Source organism: Paraburkholderia sp. GV068 (genome assembly GCF_003058125.1).
Lineage (GTDB): Bacteria > Pseudomonadota > Gammaproteobacteria > Burkholderiales > Burkholderiaceae > Paraburkholderia > Paraburkholderia graminis.
The window spans coordinates 55,574-72,353 of record NZ_QBUB01000025.1 but is presented as its reverse complement, the minus strand read 5'-3'; the positions used below and the strand labels follow the sequence as shown (position 1 = coordinate 72,353).

General features: G+C 62.6%; 14 protein-coding genes and 1 pseudogene. 9 read left to right on the top strand and 6 right to left on the bottom strand.

All coding sequences use genetic code 11. From position 1 onward, the window contains the following. Positions 1-141 precede the first annotated feature (141 nt). Positions 142-387, bottom strand: a pseudogene (locus C8K18_RS31225) (lipocalin family protein); the annotation flags it as partial. A 236-nt stretch (positions 388-623) separates the two neighbouring features. Here C8K18_RS31225 and imuA point away from each other — a divergent pair. The 3 genes from imuA to C8K18_RS31210 are packed head-to-tail and all read left to right on the top strand — an operon-like array spanning position 624 to position 6,767. After that, positions 624-1,463, top strand: a complete 840-nt coding sequence (gene imuA, locus C8K18_RS31220) for a translesion DNA synthesis-associated protein ImuA (protein ID WP_053857831.1) — start codon at positions 624-626, stop codon at positions 1,461-1,463. Further along, the gene (locus C8K18_RS31215; protein ID WP_107710881.1) at positions 1,363-3,168 is read left to right on the top strand and encodes a DNA polymerase Y family protein; all 1,806 of its coding nucleotides are present in this window, start codon (positions 1,363-1,365) and stop codon (positions 3,166-3,168) included. Before imuA ends, C8K18_RS31215 begins: the two co-directional genes overlap by 101 nt. A 5-nt stretch (positions 3,169-3,173) precedes the next feature. Further along, positions 3,174-6,767: an error-prone DNA polymerase gene (locus tag C8K18_RS31210; protein ID WP_107710880.1), complete on the top strand. Its 3,594-nt coding sequence runs from the start codon at positions 3,174-3,176 to the stop codon at positions 6,765-6,767. Between the two features lie 55 nt (positions 6,768-6,822). Here C8K18_RS31210 and C8K18_RS31205 read toward each other — a convergent pair whose 3' ends face one another. After that, on the bottom strand, positions 6,823-7,743 hold the full coding sequence (locus tag C8K18_RS31205; protein WP_107710879.1) for an SDR family oxidoreductase: 921 nt from the start codon (positions 7,741-7,743) through the stop codon (positions 6,823-6,825). A 12-nt stretch (positions 7,744-7,755) separates the two neighbouring features. Further along, positions 7,756-8,022, bottom strand: coding sequence for a heavy-metal-associated domain-containing protein (locus C8K18_RS31200; protein WP_107710878.1), 267 nt, complete (start codon positions 8,020-8,022; stop codon positions 7,756-7,758). 120 nt (positions 8,023-8,142) lie between these two features. Between C8K18_RS31200 and cueR the strand changes: the two genes are divergently transcribed. The 4 genes from cueR (at position 8,143) to C8K18_RS31180 (ending at position 10,858) form a co-directional block, all read left to right on the top strand. Continuing rightward, the gene (gene cueR, locus C8K18_RS31195; RefSeq protein ID WP_107710884.1) at positions 8,143-8,595 is read left to right on the top strand and encodes a Cu(I)-responsive transcriptional regulator; all 453 of its coding nucleotides are present in this window, start codon (positions 8,143-8,145) and stop codon (positions 8,593-8,595) included. Positions 8,596-8,869: 274 nt separating this feature from the next. Then, complete coding sequence (locus tag C8K18_RS31190; RefSeq protein WP_006053111.1) at positions 8,870-9,016, top strand: DUF3563 family protein; 147 nt, start codon at positions 8,870-8,872, stop codon at positions 9,014-9,016. Between the two features lie 243 nt (positions 9,017-9,259). After that, complete coding sequence (locus C8K18_RS31185) at positions 9,260-9,601, top strand: hypothetical protein (RefSeq protein ID WP_006053110.1); 342 nt, start codon at positions 9,260-9,262, stop codon at positions 9,599-9,601. 216 nt (positions 9,602-9,817) lie between these two features. Then, the gene (locus tag C8K18_RS31180) at positions 9,818-10,858 is read left to right on the top strand and encodes an ABC transporter substrate-binding protein (protein WP_029972110.1); all 1,041 of its coding nucleotides are present in this window, start codon (positions 9,818-9,820) and stop codon (positions 10,856-10,858) included. A gap of 70 nt (positions 10,859-10,928) precedes the next feature. Here the strand turns inward: C8K18_RS31180 and C8K18_RS31175 are convergent, their stop codons facing one another. Next, positions 10,929-11,774, bottom strand: coding sequence for a 23S rRNA (adenine(2030)-N(6))-methyltransferase RlmJ (locus C8K18_RS31175; protein WP_006053107.1), 846 nt, complete (start codon positions 11,772-11,774; stop codon positions 10,929-10,931). A gap of 254 nt (positions 11,775-12,028) precedes the next feature. Beyond that, positions 12,029-13,000: an aldo/keto reductase gene (locus tag C8K18_RS31170; RefSeq protein ID WP_107710877.1), complete on the bottom strand. Its 972-nt coding sequence runs from the start codon at positions 12,998-13,000 to the stop codon at positions 12,029-12,031. A gap of 265 nt (positions 13,001-13,265) precedes the next feature. Between C8K18_RS31170 and C8K18_RS31165 the strand changes: the two genes are divergently transcribed. After that, positions 13,266-14,063 (top strand): 3-hydroxybutyrate dehydrogenase, encoded by a 798-nt coding sequence (locus tag C8K18_RS31165; protein WP_006053105.1) that lies wholly within the window; start codon positions 13,266-13,268, stop codon positions 14,061-14,063. A gap of 9 nt (positions 14,064-14,072) precedes the next feature. Next, positions 14,073-15,311, top strand: coding sequence for a patatin-like phospholipase family protein (locus C8K18_RS31160; RefSeq protein WP_029972113.1), 1,239 nt, complete (start codon positions 14,073-14,075; stop codon positions 15,309-15,311). A gap of 110 nt (positions 15,312-15,421) precedes the next feature. On the opposite strand, the gene C8K18_RS31155 is transcribed toward C8K18_RS31160, so the two are convergent. After that, positions 15,422-16,621, bottom strand: a complete 1,200-nt coding sequence (locus tag C8K18_RS31155) for an amino acid aminotransferase (RefSeq protein ID WP_107710876.1) — start codon at positions 16,619-16,621, stop codon at positions 15,422-15,424. Positions 16,622-16,780: the final 159 nt, after the last annotated feature.

Below are 16,780 nucleotides of genomic sequence, written 5' to 3'. Positions count from 1 at the left end.
ACCGTGAAACGACTCCACGCCGATGATAGTGCGGATTACCCGTGTGAAAGTAGGTAATCGTCAGGCTCCCCAGCAGTGTCAGAAACCCCACCCCGAAAAGGTGGGGTTTCTGCGTTTACAGCGCTGGAAAATACGGCGCCGTCACGGCCCGCCCATGCGCAGAGCGCCCGCATAACCGGTCAGTTCCAGATACGCCCGCCCGAGCTCCGCGCCATTGCGGCTCACCCGTGCCGCGCCTTCCCAGTACACCGCGCCGGTCGACTGCCGCGAGTCCAGTTCCTGATCGTCCATCAGCGGATCGAACTGCCAGGTCAGCGCGCCGGTCCTCACCGTCATCGCGACTCGATAGGACGTGTTGGTGCGTGGTGAACGCCATGTGCGGCGCGGCGCAACTCCTTCTTGCACTCTGTCCTATCGGCATCCTCCAAGCGCTAAAGCTCCATTCCCCCAGACCAATCGTATCCATTCCCAAGCCGCTTTTCCTTATCCCACCGGGACCTCCGTACCGCTTCCCCGCCTTAACATCACCATCAAAATACTGTATAAATATACAGTGATGACTCGTCGTCCCTACTCGATCGAGATCGGGCAGGGCGGAGCATTTTCAATGGAACGAGTGGTCTATGGCAGCAGCGATTCAGCTTGTGACAACTCCGCTGTCGTCGCAATTGCGGCGTCAAATGTGGCAGGGCAACGAGCTTGCCGAGGTGGATTCGCGTGTGGTCCCGAGTGGCCACACCGCGCTGGATCGCGTATTGCCCGGACGAGGCTGGCCCGCCGGTGGTGTGACGGAACTGCTGGTCGAGCATTGGGGCGCGGGCGAAATGCGCTTGCTGGCCTACGCGCTTGGTCATCTCACGAAGCAGGCGGGGCGGCATGTGATGCTTGTGGCACCTCCTTTTCAGCCGAGCGCGGCGGCATTGAAGGCGTGGGGCATCGATGTCGAGCGCGTGCTATGGGTGCGCTCGAACGAAGACAAGGCTCTTTGGGCCGCCACTCAGGCATTGAAGCAGGACGGCATCGGCGCGGTTCTGGTGTGGTTGTCGAATGCGCGCGCCGATAAAGTCAGGCGCTTGCAGGTCGCGGCTCAAGAATCGGCTTCGCTGGCATTTTTGATGCGCCCTGTAGAGGCCGCTGCGCAATCGTCGCCAGCGCCATTACGCATGATCTGCGAGCCGCTTTTGCCGGCTAATGCCGAGACGATCAACCGTCGTCAGTGGTTGCAGGAGATTGGCCTGTCGATTGACATCTTCAAGCGCCGCGGGCCGCCGCTTGCCGAGCCGCTTCGTCTCGTTCTGCCGCTGCAAGGCGTTTTGTTACCCGCGAACGGAGCAAGCAGCCATCAAGGATTAGAGACTCAACATGTTGTGGATCGCCGTCGCATTGCCTCTCTTGTCGCTGGAAGCGGTAAAGCCGCTGACATCGCTTCCGGATGGTTCGTCCGCGAAGCAGAATCGGTGTGAGCCCAGCCGCGACGCAAACCCGTCGTGCGATGCCGGAAACATCGCCGACGCGCACTGCTATGCGCTCGCTGACCACGCACATATTCTGCTGCCGGACGTCGATGCCTTGCGCGCCGGTGTGCAACCCGGCCATTCGCGTTCCTACGCGCTGGCTTTGGCGCCGGGGCTCAAACTGCTCACCGCCGACGCCGCCCGCGAAACGCAGGCATTCGAAGCAATCGCGCTTGCCCTGCTGACGTACACGCCGAAGGTCTCGCTGGCCGACACGCATACCTTGCTGCTGGAAGTCGGCTCTGGCTTGAGGTTGTTCGGTGGCTTGCGAGCCTTGTTGTCGCGGGTGTCGTCCACGGTCGCGGAATTCGGTTATACCGCGCGTATCGCGTGTGCACCCACGGCGTGGGGCGCCTGGCTATTGGCGCAGGCACGCGCCAACCGGCACGGGCGCCGCTGGCATGTGGTGCAGGAGACTTCGCTCACGCGTGTACTCGACCGCTTGCCCGTGTCGCTGCTGCCGGTTGCGCAAACGCATCGCGACGCGTTCGTGCATGTCGGATGCACGACCCTCGCCGATTTGCGTCAATTGCCCAGAGCGGGCGTGGTCCGGCGGTTTGGCGGCGGCATTCTGGACCTGCTGGCGCAGGCGTATGGCACGCGCCCCGATCCGCGCGAATCGTTTCGCGCGCCCGCGTCGTTTCATGCGCAGCTCGAATTGCCGTCGCGCGTCGATAACGCCGATGCGCTCCTGTTCGCCGCGCGTCGGCTGATCGTGCAGTTGGCCGGTTGGCTGAGCGCGCACCATGCGGCGCTGAGCGGTTATACGTTGCTGCTCGAGCATGAATTGGCGTCCCGCCATTCGCCGAAGACATCGAGCTTGAAGGTCGCGTGGGCCATACCGTCGCGTGATGCAGAGCATTTGATCTGGCTGTTGCGCGAGAAACTGAATCAGACGGTTCTCGCGGCGCCCGTCATCGAATTGAAGCTGGTCGCGGATCAGATCGCCGAATACGCCGGCCAGTCCGACACTTTGTTTCCCATGCCCGAATCGGACGGTGAGTCGATCGTGCGTCTGCTCGAACGCTTGAGCGCCCGGTTGGGACCGGAGAACGTGCTGCAAATGTCGGTGCAGGACGATCATCGCCCCGAACACGCCATGCGCGTCGAGGCGTACCAGGCTCAGGATTTTGCGCGCAAGAAGCGCTCGCAGGCGAAAGCGCGGCCCAGAATCAAAGCGGATAAAACCTGGCTAACCGATGAGTTGCGAAACGCCGCGGCTGAAGGCGCATCACCCTCGAGCGCGGCGGAAACGGAAACGGACGCGGAAGCGAAAAAGCAGGCCACCCCACGCCCATCCGCAGCGACGAACGCAAAAACCGCCACTGCCTTCACTCCTCAGCAAGCATCACAGCAAGCACCTCAGCAACCACCCCAAGCCTCACTAAACCTCCCCGACAGCGCCTTACCTTCTCAGCCTCGCCCTATCTGGATGCTCGATAAACCCCTACGCCTGATGATGCGTGATCAGCGGCCGATCTATCGCCGGCCGCTGAAAATGCTCACGCGTACCGAGCGGATCGAAGCGGGCTGGTGGGACGGCGATCGCGTCGAGCGCGATTACTACGTCGCCGCCGACGATCGCGGCCACATGTTCTGGGTGTACCGCGAACGTATCAGCGGCGATTGGTATTTGCAGGGTTTATTCGGTTGAGCATCATGACGGTATCCGCGTCCGCGCTTCTTCCTCCGCAGCCGCCCGCCTCGAATTTGCCGGCGTATGCGGAGCTGCATTGCCTGACCAATTTCTCGTTCCTGCGTGGCGCCTCGCATCCGCATGAACTCGTTGAACGCGCGATGCTGCACGGCTATAGCGCGCTCGCCATTACCGACGAGTGCTCGCTCGCGGGCGTCGTGCGCGCTCATTCGGCGTTAAAGGAAATCGGGGAAGAGCAGAACCGTCTGCGCAAGGAAATCGAGGACAAGCTGAAAGCGGCCCGGCCGCCGGAAGCCGGTCCGCTTCCGAAAGAAGTCTTGGACGAAGCGATACGACAGGAGGCCCTAGAAAACGAGGTGTTGAAACCTCTGCCTCAACTGATCATCGGCAGCGAACTGAATCTGACGGACGCAGCCGGCGAGCCTTTCTGCACTCTGGTTGCGCTTGCAGCGAACCGCAACGGTTACGGCAATCTTTCCGAACTGATCACGCTCGGCCGCTCGCGCGCGGAGAAGGGCAGCTACCGGCTAAGCCCGTCGGATTTCACCGATTCGTTGCCGCATCTCGAGCATCTGCGGACTCTGCCTGACTGTGTGCTGCTGCTTGTGCCGCAGCGCACGGCTACGCTGTCGCACACACTGCATTGCGCGCATTGGCTCGCGTCGTTCGCCGCCAACCGCGCGTGGATCGCGCTCGAACTTTGGCAAACCGGCAGCGACGATCTTCAGATCGACGCCTTGCGGATGATTTCGCAAGCGAGCGGCCTACCGCTCGTCGCGGCGGGCGGCGTTCTGATGCACACGCGATCGCGCAAGCCCTTGCAGGACACGATGACCGCCATTGGCCTGAACACGCCGCTGTCGGCATGCGGCCACGCGCTCGAAGCCAATGCCGAACGGCACATGCGCACGCGGGTGCGTCTGAGCAAACTCTATCCGCGCGATACGCTCGAGGAAACGCTCAATATCGCCGCGCTGTGCCGCTTCTCGCTCGACGAACTCAAGTACGAGTATCCCGAAGAACTGGTGCCTGCGGGAGAGTCGCCGTCGAGCTATCTGCGCAAGCTCGTCATGGCGGGTGCGGCGGAACGCTGGCCGAACGGCCTGGACCTGAAGCGCATCGATCAGATCGAAAAGGAACTGAGCCTGATCGCCGATCTGAAATACGAAAAGTACTTTCTGACGGTGCACGACATCGTGAGCTTCGCGCGCTCCAGAAACATTCTTTGCCAGGGCCGCGGTTCGGCGGCGAATTCGATCGTCTGCTATTGCCTGCATGTGACCGAGATCGACCCCGTGCATATGAACATGCTGATCGAGCGCTTCATCTCGCGCGCGCGCAACGAGCCGCCCGATATCGACGTCGACTTCGAGCATCAGCGCCGCGAGGAGGTGATCCAGTACATCTATGCGAAGTACGGGCGTCATCGCGCGGCGCTGACCGCGTCGCTGATTACCTACCATGTGCGCAGCGCATTGAAGGACGTCGGCAAGGCGCTGGGTCTCGAGGCATCGTTGATCGAGCGAATCAGCAAATCGCAGCAATGGTGGGACGGTTCCGAAGCAGTGGCCGGCTATCTCGCGGAAGCGGGTTTCGACGCCAACTCTCACATCACCAGAAATCTGATTCGCCTCACGAAGGAATTGCGCCTGTTTCCGCGGCATCTGTCGCAACACGTCGGCGGCTTTGTGATTGCGAAGGACAAGCTCTCGCGGCTCGTGCCGATCGAAAACGCGACGATGAAAGACCGCAGCGTGATCGAATGGGATAAAGACGATATCGACGCGCTCAAGCTGCTGAAAGTCGACGTGCTGGCACTGGGCATGTTGTCGGCCATTCGGCGCGCGCTGGAGTTCGTCGCGCTAAGACGCGGCTTTCCGCAGTTCCGCGTGCAGGACATTCCGCGCGAAGACCGCGCCGTCTACGAAATGTGCGGCCATGCCGATACGGTCGGCGTGTTCCAGATCGAATCGCGCGCGCAGCAAAGCATGCTGCCGCGCCTGAAGCCGAACAAGTATTACGACCTCGTGATCGAAGTCGCGATCGTGCGGCCGGGGCCGATTCAGGGCGGCATGGTGCATCCGTATTTGCGCCGCAAGCAGGGCCTCGAACCGATCGACTACGCGAAAGACGAGCTGCGGCCCGTGCTCGAACGCACACTCGGCGTGCCGATTTTCCAGGAGCAGGTCATGCATCTGGCGATGGTCGCCGCAAAGTACACCGGCGAGCAGGCCGACCAGTTGCGACGCGCAATGGCGGCCTGGCGGCGCACCGGCAACCTCGCGAAGTATCAGAAGGACCTGAGCGACCGCATGTCGGCGCGCGGCTACGAGCCGGAATTTATCGACCGTATCTGCCAGCAGATCGAAGGTTTCGGCGAGTATGGTTTCCCGGAGAGCCATGCGGCGAGTTTCGCGCTGCTCGTCTATCTGAGTGCGTGGTTAAAGCGCTACGAGCCGGCGGCTTTTCTGGCCGGACTGCTCAATAGCCAGCCGTTGGGTTTTTATTCGCCGTCGCAACTCGTGCAGGATGCGAGGCGCCACGGCGTCAAGGTATTGCCGCCCGATGTGACGCTGAGCGACTGGGAATCGACCTTCGAGAAGCGCGATCGCGAAGGCGAGCGGATCGCGCCGGGCGAAACCTGTTTGCATCGTCAGCAGGCCGTCTTGTCCGCGCAGCAGTTGCGCGATCTTTCGCTGCGCCGCCTGAGAGTGAACCGGACGATCCGGCGCGCGGCGAAGCGGCTGACCGCGCGCGTGTTTCAAGCGCCCGGCACTTATGGCGCGCGCGGTCCCGCCGTGCGTATCGGTCTGCATCTGATCAAGGGACTCGCGCAGGCGGCTGCCGAGCGCATCATGGCCGCTCGCCGCGATGCGCCGTTTACGAACGTCGACGATCTCGCGCGACGCGCGGCGCTGACGCGGCGCGATCTCGAAGCGCTCGCGGCGGCGAACGCGCTGACGAGTATCGCGGGTCATCGGCGGGAAGCATGGTGGGCCGTGACCGCCCAGCACATTGTCCCCAAGCTGCTGCGCGATGCGCCGATCGCGGAAGCGCCGCTCGCGTTGCCGCAGGCCGACGAGGCGCGCGAGATCGTCGACGATTATGCGAGCCTCGGCCTCACGCTCAATCGTCATCCGCTTGCGCTGTTGCGCGCGCGTCTCGCGAAGCAGCGTTTTCGCACGGCGGCGGATCTCGCTGCGTGTCAGCACGGCACGCTCGCGCGGGCATGCGGCATCGTCACCGTGCGGCAGCGGCCGGGCACGGCGAACGGCACCATCTTCGTTTCAATCGAAGACGAAACCGGTTCGATCAATGTGATCGTCTGGCCGTCGCTGGTGGAAAAGCAGCGCAAGGCGCTGCTGGGCTCTTCGCTGCTCGCGGTCTATGGTGTCTTGCAGCGCGACGACGGCGTCGCCACTGGCGGCAATCAGGGCAACCCGGGCAATCAGGGCGAGCAGACCGCGCCTGCGAGTCAGGCGGGCAAGATGAGGCGGAAACACAAGGGCGAGGTGGTGCACCTGGTCGCTCATCGTCTGGAAGACTTAAGTGAGTGGCTCGGCGACCTGGCCACCGCGAGCCGCGATTTTCACTGATGCGCGGTTGAATGTGCGCTTGACCCGCGCTCGCCATAGCTCGCCGCTTCGCTCGTCAAACAGCCGTATCGCCGCGCCACGGAAACGCGGCGAGCACCTCGCGTATCGCCGTATCGAACGGCGTGCGCCGGCCAATGCCAAGCTCCTCGAGCCGCTCCGACGCAAGATGGCAGTTATGCGGGCGAGGCGTCGCATCGGTCGGCGTGTGCTGCGGCGTCAGGTGCGCATCCAGTTGCAGCGCTTGCGCAAGGCGCACCGCGATCTCGTACTTGGTCATCGGTTCGTCGCCCGACCAATGGACGATGCCGCGAATCGCGTTGCCCCCGGCATGACGCTCGAGCATCTGCCGGATCACGAACGCGACGTCCGGCGTGAAGGTCGGATAGCGAATCGCCCACGCGTCCATGCGGGCCGGCTGGCCGTGCGCCGAAGCCGACGCGGCAATCGCGGGCACGAGGCTCGTCACGGCGGACTCCGCCCAATCGACAATCGGCCCATACAGCAGCGGCAAGCGCAGCACACAGCCGAAGTCGGTCGTCGCGGTTAACGCGTGCTCGCCTTCGAGCTTGCTGCGCCCGTACGCGTTGAGCGGCGCGGGCGCGGAATCCGGCCGATAAGGCGGATGAGTGCCGTCGAAAACATAATCGGTGGAAATCGACAGCGTCCAGGCGCCGCGCCGTTGCGCCGCGGCCGCGATCGCGCGCACCGCGTCGACATTGAGCGCGCGGGCCAGTTCCGGCTGACGCTCGCACACGTCCGGCCGACGCTCGGCGGCGGCAATCACGAGCGCATCCGGCGCTTCGCGTTCGACAAACTGCTCGATTGCCCGCGAGTCGCGGACATCGAGCGGGACAGTGTCCGGCGCAGGGCGGCTGAACGCGGTGCCGACGACTTGCCTGGTTGGCTGCCTCGCCAACTCGTCGACAATAGCGCGGCCGAGCAGACCCGACGCTCCAATCACGGCGACCTTGAACATGAGCGCGTCCGCCTAGTGCGCGACGCCGCCGGCCGCGCCACTCGCCTCGTCGGGCGATACGCCTTTCACCTCGCCTTTGACCGCGCCTTTGACTGTGTACCCGGCCTCGTCGATGGCGGCCTTCAACGCCTCGACCGATTGCGTCGATTCAACCGTCACGCGGCCCGCCGCCAGATCCACCTGAACTTGCGCGCCGTCGTCGTGCTCGCGGATAGCGTTCGTGACCGCGGCCACGCAGTGCTGGCAGCTCATACCTTCGACCTGGAATTCGGTTTTCATCGGATTGCCTCGCGAAATAACGTTGCGACAGTTGAATTATGCCTGCCGGACCGAATTTAAGTGGCTGACCTTCCCATCATGGGAACGTGTACGATCGAGCCGATCAGTGGAGAAACGGTGATGAATATTGGCGAAGCGGCCCGCGCGTCGGGCGTCACGGCGAAGATGATTCGTTACTACGAGAGCGTCGGCCTGCTGGCGGCAAAAGCACGCACGAGCGCCGGCTATCGGGTTTACGGGCCGCAGGAGGTCCATTCGTTGCGTTTTATTCGTCAGGCGCGCCGGCTAGGTTTCCTCGTGGAAGACATTCGGCGGCTGCTGGCGCTGTGGCACGACCGCACGCGCGCGAGCGCCGAAGTGAAGGCGATCGCGCTGGATCACGTGGCCGACCTGGATCGACGCATCGCCGAGCTCACCGAGATGCGCGACACGTTGGCGCATCTCGCGAACCATTGTCATGGCGACGACCGCCCGGAGTGTCCGATCATCGAGCGGCTCGCCGATGCGGACTTGCTTTGTGAAGACAAGCGCGCGGATTGCCACGGGCTACCGTCGGTGAAGGCGCGGCATTGAGAGTGCTGACGCGGGTGCAACCCGTAGGTCGCGCACCGAAGTTGTGCAAAAAGGACGGCGACCTGCCCGCTAACAAAACCCGCGGCGCTCAGAAGCCAAAGAAATCAAAGATCTTATTGCACCAAACGTGTGCGGTATTCCAAAATGGAATGCACATCATGCGAGCATTTCACTGGCGCGGTTGCACCATCAGCCTATAATTCGGGTTAACCCGTCTACGGGAAATCCCTGATGCCCAATCCACCGGGGATTCATTTGATCCTTGGAGAACATCATGTTTGCATACATCCTCGAAAAGCTGAGCACCTGGTTTGAAACTGCCGAACGCGATCGCCGCGAAGCGTATCTGGCGTCGTCGTCGGATATCGTTCAGCTCGAACAGCGTATCCGCTCGCTCGAAACCAACGGCTACTCGCTGTAAGTTTCAACTGGCGGCGCCAGCGTGCGGGTCGCACGGCCAGCGCAGTCGCAGTAAGCGGTAGAAGTGGTAGTTCAGTGTCAAGCCCCGTCTTTGCGGGGCTTTGTCACATCTGGGCCTTTGTGATCGCGAACCGGACGCCCAAACACGAGGATGGCGAATATCGACTAGCCTGCTGGCGCGTGTCGCGGTAAGGTAGGGCGTCGTCCGCGCAATCCGGCCTTGCCGACTCGAACCGGTCCGCCCATGTCTCCAATCCGCTCGCTTAAACCTGTCCTCGCTGTCGTTGCAATCTCGTTGGCTACGGTCAGTGCCGCATCTAGCGTATTTGCCGCGTCGAGTAATAGCCGCAAGCCGGTGATTCTCGACACGCAAAGCGGGATCAGCGACGGGCAAAGCGGCACGGTCCTGCAAACCGCGCCGCTTTCGCGGGAGCCCATCGTCGAAGCGCGCCCGATCGCAACGCCCACCGAACTCGCGCCGAACTCATCGGTGCCGATCATCGTCGCGCCTTATATCCAGTTGCCCGTCGGCGGCGCCGTGCCGCAGCCGCAGATCCAGCCGGGTCCGCCGCCGCATCGGCAATAACACAACTGCGCTGTCCCGGCCCGCAGCCTATCGGTCGCGCAGTACGCCGACACGTCCAGTCGTCACAGCGCGCCGGGCGCGGCCATTCGGGTTTGGGCGCATGGCGCGCCTGCAGTCGGACGACGACAATCTTCAGGCGGTCTCTCTCGCCCAAGTCCGCCGACGGTAGCCGGCCCAACGACCGCATCGAACGAAAATACAAAAAGGAGACGACAAATGCCTTCTCACTGGATGCGGCGTGCCGCCGGCCTATGCGCTACGCTTTTTGCCATCGCGGCATTGGACGGCGTAGCGTTCGCGAAAGACACGCCTGAAAAGCCGGCCTTGACGATGGCCGTCGGCGGGTTGCCCGGTCTTTACTATTTGCCGGTGTTGACGGCGCAGCAACTGGGCTATTTCAAGGACGAAGGTCTCGACGTCACGCTCGAAGATTTCGCGGGCGGATCGAAAGCGCTCGAAGCCGTGGTGGGCGGCAGTGCGGATATCGGCGCGGGTGCCTTCGAGCACACGCTTTTCATGCAGGCCAAAGGCCAACATTACCGGGCTTTCGCATTGATGGGCCGCGCGCCGCAGATCGTGGTCGCGGTCTTGACGTCGAAAGCCGACAAGATAAAAACGCTCGCGGACTTCAAAGGCGCCAAGGTCGGCGTGAGCGCGCCGGGATCGTCGACCGATCTGGTGCTCACCGTCGCATTGCGCAAGGCCGGCGTGCAGCGCAGCGACATCGCGGCGATCGGCGTGGGCAGCGGCGCGACCGTGCTGGCGGCGGTCGGCAACGGGCAGATCGACGCGCTTTCCAACGTCGATCCGATGATGACGAAGCTCACGCGCAGCGGTGCAATCAAGGTGCTGGTGGACACTCGCACGGTTAAGGGCACGCAGGAGGTGTTCGGCGGCACGATGCCCGCAGCCACGCTTTATGCACCCGAGAGTTTCATCCAGAAGTATCCGAAGACGACGCAGGCGCTCGCGAACGCGATCGTGCGCGCGGATCACTGGTTGCAGAACGCGAGCGATGCCGATCTGCTGAAGATGGTGCCGCCGGCTTATCTGCTCAACGATTCCGCGCTATATGTGGAGGCTTTTCACAACGTGCGCGACGCCTATTCGCCCGATGGCCTGATGCCCCCAGACGGCCCGGCGACTTCGTTGCGCGCGCTGGCGTCGTTTGATAACCGGCTCGATCCGAAGAAGATCGATCTGAACGCGACGTTTACGAACGACTTCGCACGCAAGGCGGGGGCGCAACTCAAGTGAGCGCGCAATGCAGTTGACGGTGCGGCCGGAGCGCGCCGTCAACTGCGGGCCGCGCGCGCCCAGCCGGAATTCAATCGCCGCGATATTCCACCTTGAACTGCGCGGCCTTGTCCTCGCCGAGCGCGCTCACCAGCCAAGGCATCTGATCCTTCAGCATTTTGTGCAGCGTGTACGGCGGATTCAGGATGAACATGCCGCTGCCGAACAGACCAAAACCGTCTTCCGGCGGATTGCTGACAGTCAGGCTGACGTGCAGCCAGTTGCGGTCCTGCAGCTTTTTTAGCTGCTCCGGAAAGCGCTGCGATTCCGGGCGCCTCACCTGCGGATACCAGACCGCGTACGTGCCGGTCGGAAAGCGCTTCAGACTCTCTTCGACGCAACGAAGCGTGCGCGTGTAATCGCGCTTGTCTTCATATGACGGATCGAGCAGCACCAGCGCGCGACGCGGCGCTGGCGGGAGCAGCGCGAGAATGCCGTCGAAACCGTCGCCTGCGTATAGCATCGCGCGACGGCCCGCATCGCGGAAGTTGTGGCGCAACACGTCGATTTCGGTGCTGTGCAGCTCGAACAGACGCATGCGGTCCTGCTCGCGCAGTTGCCGCCACGCGATGTACGGCGAACCCGGATAGAAGCGCAACTGGCCGTCGGAATTGAGTGCGGCGACTTCATCGACATAATCGGCGAAGAGCGGCGGTAGATCGTTGCGCTCCCACAGCTTTGCGATACCTGTCTGGAACTCGCCCGTCTTGACGGCGTAGCCTTCCTTCAGCGAATAGACGCCCGCGCCGGCATGCGTGTCGATATACCAGTAGGCTTTGTCCTTCTGGCCGAGATAGCGCAATAGCTGCAACACGACCGCGTGTTTGAGGACGTCGGCGTGATTGCCTGCATGAAAGGCGTGGCGGTAGCTGAGCATATGAGGAGACGCTGAAAGAGGCGTGCCGTTCCAGGCTGGAACCGGCGATGCGGATGCAATGCGGATGCAATACGGCGGCACGGCGGCACGGCGGCAACGAGCGCCGGAGTGCAGCGCGGTCGCGTATTGTACGCGACGCCGGGCACCGCGCCGCACGGTGATTTGCCTGGTGTGCGCTTCACACCAGCCGATGCACCGTGCGCCGGCCACGCTTTTGCCGTGGCCGCGCAACCGGCGCGGTTCCCGCAGCGCTGTCAGTCGTACGCGTCGCCGATAATGCCTTCGATCCGCTCCTTGATCTCCGGCGTGATCCGCTCGGCGAGCTCGGCGGACTTCATGTTCTCGCCGATCTGCTCGACGCGCGATGCGCCGGTAATCACAGTGCTGACATGCGGATTCTTCAGAACCCACGCAATTGCAAGCTGGCCGACCGTGCAGCCGAGTTCGTCGGCCACTTCGCCGAGCTTGCCGACCACATTGTTCTTGCCTTCATCGGTGACCTGTTTGCGCAGCCAGTCGTAACCTTGCAATTGCGCGCGGCTTTCCGCGGGCACGCCGTTGCGATACTTGCCGGTCAGAAGGCCGGACGCGAGCGGACTCCACGTGGTCAGCCCAAGGCCGATATCTTCGTAAAGACGCTTGTATTCCTGCTCCACGCGCTTGCGATGAAACAGGTTGTATTGCGGCTGCTCCATGACCGGCTTATGCAGATGATGCCGCTCCGCAATCTCGTAAGCAGCGCGGATTTCGTCCGCGCTCCACTCGGACGTGCCCCAGTACAACGCCTTGCCGCGCGTGATCATGTCGCTCATTGCCCATACCGTTTCTTCGACCGGCGTGTTTGGGTCCGGGCGATGGCAGAACACCAGATCGACATAGTCGAGCTGCAAACGTGCGAGCGATGAATCGATTGCGTTGAGCAGATACTTGCGGTTCAGCGTGTGGTACTGATTGGGCGCTTCCTGCAGTCCCCAGAAAAACTTGGTCGACACCACATAGCTCACGCGCGGCCATGCCAGTTCCTTGAGCGCCTGACCCATGATCTCTTCGGATTTGCCGCCGGCGTAGACCTCCGCGTTGTCGAAGAAGTTGACGCCCGCGTCGCGCGCGGCCGCGAGCGATTCGCGCGCCGCGCGATGATCGACCTGATTGCCGTACGTGACCCACGAGCCGATGGACAGTTCGCTGACCTGCAGGCCCGAGCGACCTAAACGCCGATAATTCATGCAATTCTCCTCGATAGTGAAGCGACCGGAATCCTGGCGGAACGCCTAGTTTAAATACATAAGCCTGGGCGTGCTTTTTACCGATCGATTCCATACGGTTCATGCACAATAGCAGGATTGGCCGCAGTGCAACATTCGGCCGAACGGTATAGGAGAAGGCCTATGCGCGCCTATGCGCGCGTAATCGGCGCCTAAGCCGTTCGGCTGACTTCACGCTGCGCGCGGCTCGTGGTCTCATTGCTCATCAACTGCATGGAGGTTCTGGATGTCGTCACTGAACACAAATCTGAATGGCAAGGTCGCGGTGGTTACCGGCGCCGCGAGCGGCATCGGCAAGCAGATTGCGTTGACCCTTTCGGCAGCGGGCGCGGCTGTCGCGATCGCCGATCTGAATCAGGACGGCGCGAACGCCGTCGCTGAAGAAATCAGGAAGGGCGGCGGCAAGGCGATCGGCATCGCCATGGACGTCACCAACGAAGACGCCGTCAACCAGGGCATCGACAAAGTGGCGGCCGAGCTGGGCTCCGTCGACATTCTTATTTCCAATGCCGGCATTCAGATCGTCAATCCGATCGAGAACTACTCGTTCTCCGACTGGAAAAAGATGCAGGCGATTCACGTGGACGGCGCCTTCCTGACCACGAAGGCAGCGCTCAAGCACATGTACAAGGACGATCGCGGCGGCATCGTGATCTACATGGGCTCGGTGCACTCGCACGAGGCGTCGCCGCTCAAGTCCGCTTACGTGACGGCCAAGCATGCGCTGCTCGGGCTCGCGCGCGTGCTCGCCAAGGAAGGCGCGAAACACAACGTGCGTTCGCATGTCGTGTGTCCCGGCTTCGTGCGCACGCCGCTTGTCGACAAGCAGATTCCCGAGCAGGCGAAGGAACTGAACATCAGTGAAGAAGAAGTCGTCAAGCGCGTGATGCTCGGCGGCACCGTCGACGGTATTTTCACCACCGTCGAAGACGTCGCGCAAACCGTGCTGTTCCTCTCGACTTTCCCCACGGCGGCACTGACGGGTCAATCCTTCATTGTGAGCCACGGCTGGTACATGCAATAAGGAGGCGTCATGGCGCAACGCAATCTCAAGCAGGCGCGTCTGGGCGTGCCGGGCAATGAGGGAGGTGCGGGCGCCGGCGCGGCGTCCGCCACGGCTCCGGGCTCGCGCATTCAAGTGCCGGACTACGAAACCATCGCGCTCACGCTGCAGGGCGGCGGTGCATTGGGCGCGTATCAGGCCGGCGTTTTTCAGGGGCTTCACGAAGCCGGCATTGAGCCGAACTGGCTGGCGGGCATTTCCATCGGCGCGTTGAATACCGCCATCATCGCGGGCAATCCGCCGGAAAAGCGGGTGGAACGGCTGCTGCAATTCTGGGAGACCATCTGTCAACCGGCGTTCGGTTTGCCGCTGCCGGCGTTTATCGAGCATGCGTTCTTCAACTCGAGCGACGCCGTGCGTAAAGCGTTCACGGCGACGCAGGCGCTCGGCGCACTCGTCGAGGGACAAAAGGGCTTCTTTGTGCCGCGCTTTCCGCCGCCTTTGCCAACGGTGTCGGGACCGCCTCAGGCGGCGAGCTATTACGACACGGCGCCGCTCAAAGCCACGTTGGAAAGCCTGTGCGATTTCGACCGCATCAACTCGCGGGAAATGCGTGTGTCCGTGGGCGCGGTCAATTGCGGCACGGGCAATTTCGCGTATTTCGACAATACGCACACCACGCTGAGGGCCGAGCACTTCATGGCGTCCGGTGCGTTGCCGCCTGGCTTCGCGGCGGTGGAAATCGACGGCCAGTACTACTGGGACGGCGGGCTGATGTCGAATACGCCGCTCTACGAGGTGATGCAGACCACGCCGCGGCGCGACACGCTCGCGTTTCAGGTCGATCTGTGGAGCGCAATCGGGCCGGTGCCGGACAGCATCACCGACGTGCAGGGGCGCATGAAAGACATTCAGTATTCGAGCCGCACTCGTCTCGTGACCGACATGCTGCAACGCTCGCAACGTTTCCGGCACGTGCTGCGCGAGGTGCTGGACCGTGTGTCGCCGGACCAGCGCGACGACCCCTGGTGCAAGCTCGCGGAAGATCTATCGTGCTCGAAGCGCTACAACGTGATCCATCTCATCTACCGGCAGAAGGAGTACGAAGGGCACTACAAGGACTTCCAGTTCGGCTTGTCGACCATGCGTGAGCATTGGCAAAGCGGGCTGGACGACATCCGTCATTCGCTTTCGCAACCGGACTGGCTTGCCATGCCGGATAACGACGCGGGTTTCGTCACGCACGACATTCATCGCGACGGGCGCTGACAGGCGAGTCGGCAAGTTCTGAGCCGCAAACAGAAACGGCGCCCTTCATGGGGCGCCGTTTCATATTCAGCTTCAATAAAAGCGCACCTAAGCGCGCTTTGCAAAAAGCTTTACTTCAACACATGCGCAACGGCGTTGGCCACCACGTCGAGGTTGCGCGTGTTCAACGCGGCCACGCAGATGCGGCCCGTGCCCACCGCATAAATGCCGAACTCTTCGCGCAGACGGTCGACTTGCGGCGCCGTCAGACCCGAGTACGAGAACATACCGCGCTGCGCATTGACGAAGCTAAAGTCGCGATCCACGCCGCTCGCTTTCAGGCGCTCGACCAGACCGTTGCGCATCGCGCGAATGCGGTCGCGCATTTCAGCGAGTTCCGTTTCCCACGTGGCGCGCAGTTCCGGCGACGCGAGCACCGCGGCGACCACCGAGCCGCCATGCGTCGGCGGGTTCGAGTAGTTCGTGCGGATCACGCGTTTGAGTTGCGACAGCACGCGCGTGGCTTCTTCCTTGCTGCCCGTGATGATGGACAGTGCGCCGATACGCTCGCCGTACAACGAGAACGACTTCGAGAACGACGACGACACGAACACGTTCAATTCCGACGCGGCGAAGAGGCGCACAGCCGCAGCGTCAGCTTCGATGTTGTCGCCGAAACCCTGATAGGCGATGTCGAGGAACGGCACCAGGTTGCGCGCCTTGACGACTTCGACGATCTGCTTCCACTGCTCGACGCTCAGGTCGACGCCCGTCGGGTTGTGGCAGCACGCATGCAGCACGACGACCGTGCCCGCGGCATAGCTGTTGAGCGCGCTCAGCATGCCGTCGAAATTCACGCCGTGCGTATGCGCGTCGTAGTACGGATACGAGACCACGTCGAAGCCCGCGGCTTCGAAGAGCGCGCGGTGGTTTTCCCAGCTCGGATCGCTGATCGCGACCTTGCCGTTCGGGTTCAGCCGCTTCAGGAAGTCCGCGCCGATCTTCAGCGCGCCCGTGCCGCCCAGCGCTTGCGCCGTCACGACGCGGCCCGCGGCGATCAGCGGCGAATCGTTGCCGAGCAGCAGCTTTTGCACGGCTGCGTCGTAGGCGGCGATACCTTCGATCGGCAGATAACCGCGCGGCAGCGCAGCTTCGACACGCGCCTTTTCCGCGTCGCGCACGGCGCGCAGCAGCGGAATCTTGCCTTCTTCGTTGAAATACACGCCAACGCCGAGATTGACCTTGGTGGGGCGCGGGTCGGCGTTAAAGGCTTCGTTCAGGCCCAGAATCGGGTCGCGGGGAGCAAGTTCGACGGCGGAGAACAGAGACATGGTGGGTGGCCAGCAGTAGTGAAAAGAGGGCGGCTACGAGCATGCGCGACCGTGCCGGCTGCGTCTGATGCAAAACGCAAACGCCGGATGACGCAAAACGCGGACAGAGGCAAGCGAGCGCAACTTCGCATTGTAACGAATCTGCGAACGTTTTTCGGA

Bases quoted from the DNA above. Each gene is read 5' to 3' on its own strand.
- C8K18_RS31175 (WP_006053107.1), bottom strand. From the start codon at position 11,774: ATGCTCAGCTACCGCCACGCCTTTCATGCAGGCAATCACGCCGACGTC.
- C8K18_RS31160 (WP_029972113.1), top strand. From the start codon at position 14,073: ATGGCGCAACGCAATCTCAAGCAGGCGCGTCTGGGCGTGCCGGGCAAT.
- C8K18_RS31180 (WP_029972110.1), top strand. From the start codon at position 9,818: ATGCCTTCTCACTGGATGCGGCGTGCCGCCGGCCTATGCGCTACGCTT.
- C8K18_RS31185 (WP_006053110.1), top strand. From the start codon at position 9,260: ATGTCTCCAATCCGCTCGCTTAAACCTGTCCTCGCTGTCGTTGCAATC.
- C8K18_RS31200 (WP_107710878.1), bottom strand. From the start codon at position 8,022: ATGAAAACCGAATTCCAGGTCGAAGGTATGAGCTGCCAGCACTGCGTG.
- C8K18_RS31215 (WP_107710881.1), top strand. From the start codon at position 1,363: ATGTTGTGGATCGCCGTCGCATTGCCTCTCTTGTCGCTGGAAGCGGTA.
- cueR (WP_107710884.1), top strand. From the start codon at position 8,143: ATGAATATTGGCGAAGCGGCCCGCGCGTCGGGCGTCACGGCGAAGATG.
- imuA (WP_053857831.1), top strand. From the start codon at position 624: ATGGCAGCAGCGATTCAGCTTGTGACAACTCCGCTGTCGTCGCAATTG.
- C8K18_RS31165 (WP_006053105.1), top strand. From the start codon at position 13,266: ATGTCGTCACTGAACACAAATCTGAATGGCAAGGTCGCGGTGGTTACC.
- C8K18_RS31205 (WP_107710879.1), bottom strand. From the start codon at position 7,743: ATGTTCAAGGTCGCCGTGATTGGAGCGTCGGGTCTGCTCGGCCGCGCT.
- C8K18_RS31170 (WP_107710877.1), bottom strand. From the start codon at position 13,000: ATGAATTATCGGCGTTTAGGTCGCTCGGGCCTGCAGGTCAGCGAACTG.
- C8K18_RS31155 (WP_107710876.1), bottom strand. From the start codon at position 16,621: ATGTCTCTGTTCTCCGCCGTCGAACTTGCTCCCCGCGACCCGATTCTG.
- C8K18_RS31210 (WP_107710880.1), top strand. From the start codon at position 3,174: ATGACGGTATCCGCGTCCGCGCTTCTTCCTCCGCAGCCGCCCGCCTCG.
- C8K18_RS31190 (WP_006053111.1), top strand. From the start codon at position 8,870: ATGTTTGCATACATCCTCGAAAAGCTGAGCACCTGGTTTGAAACTGCC.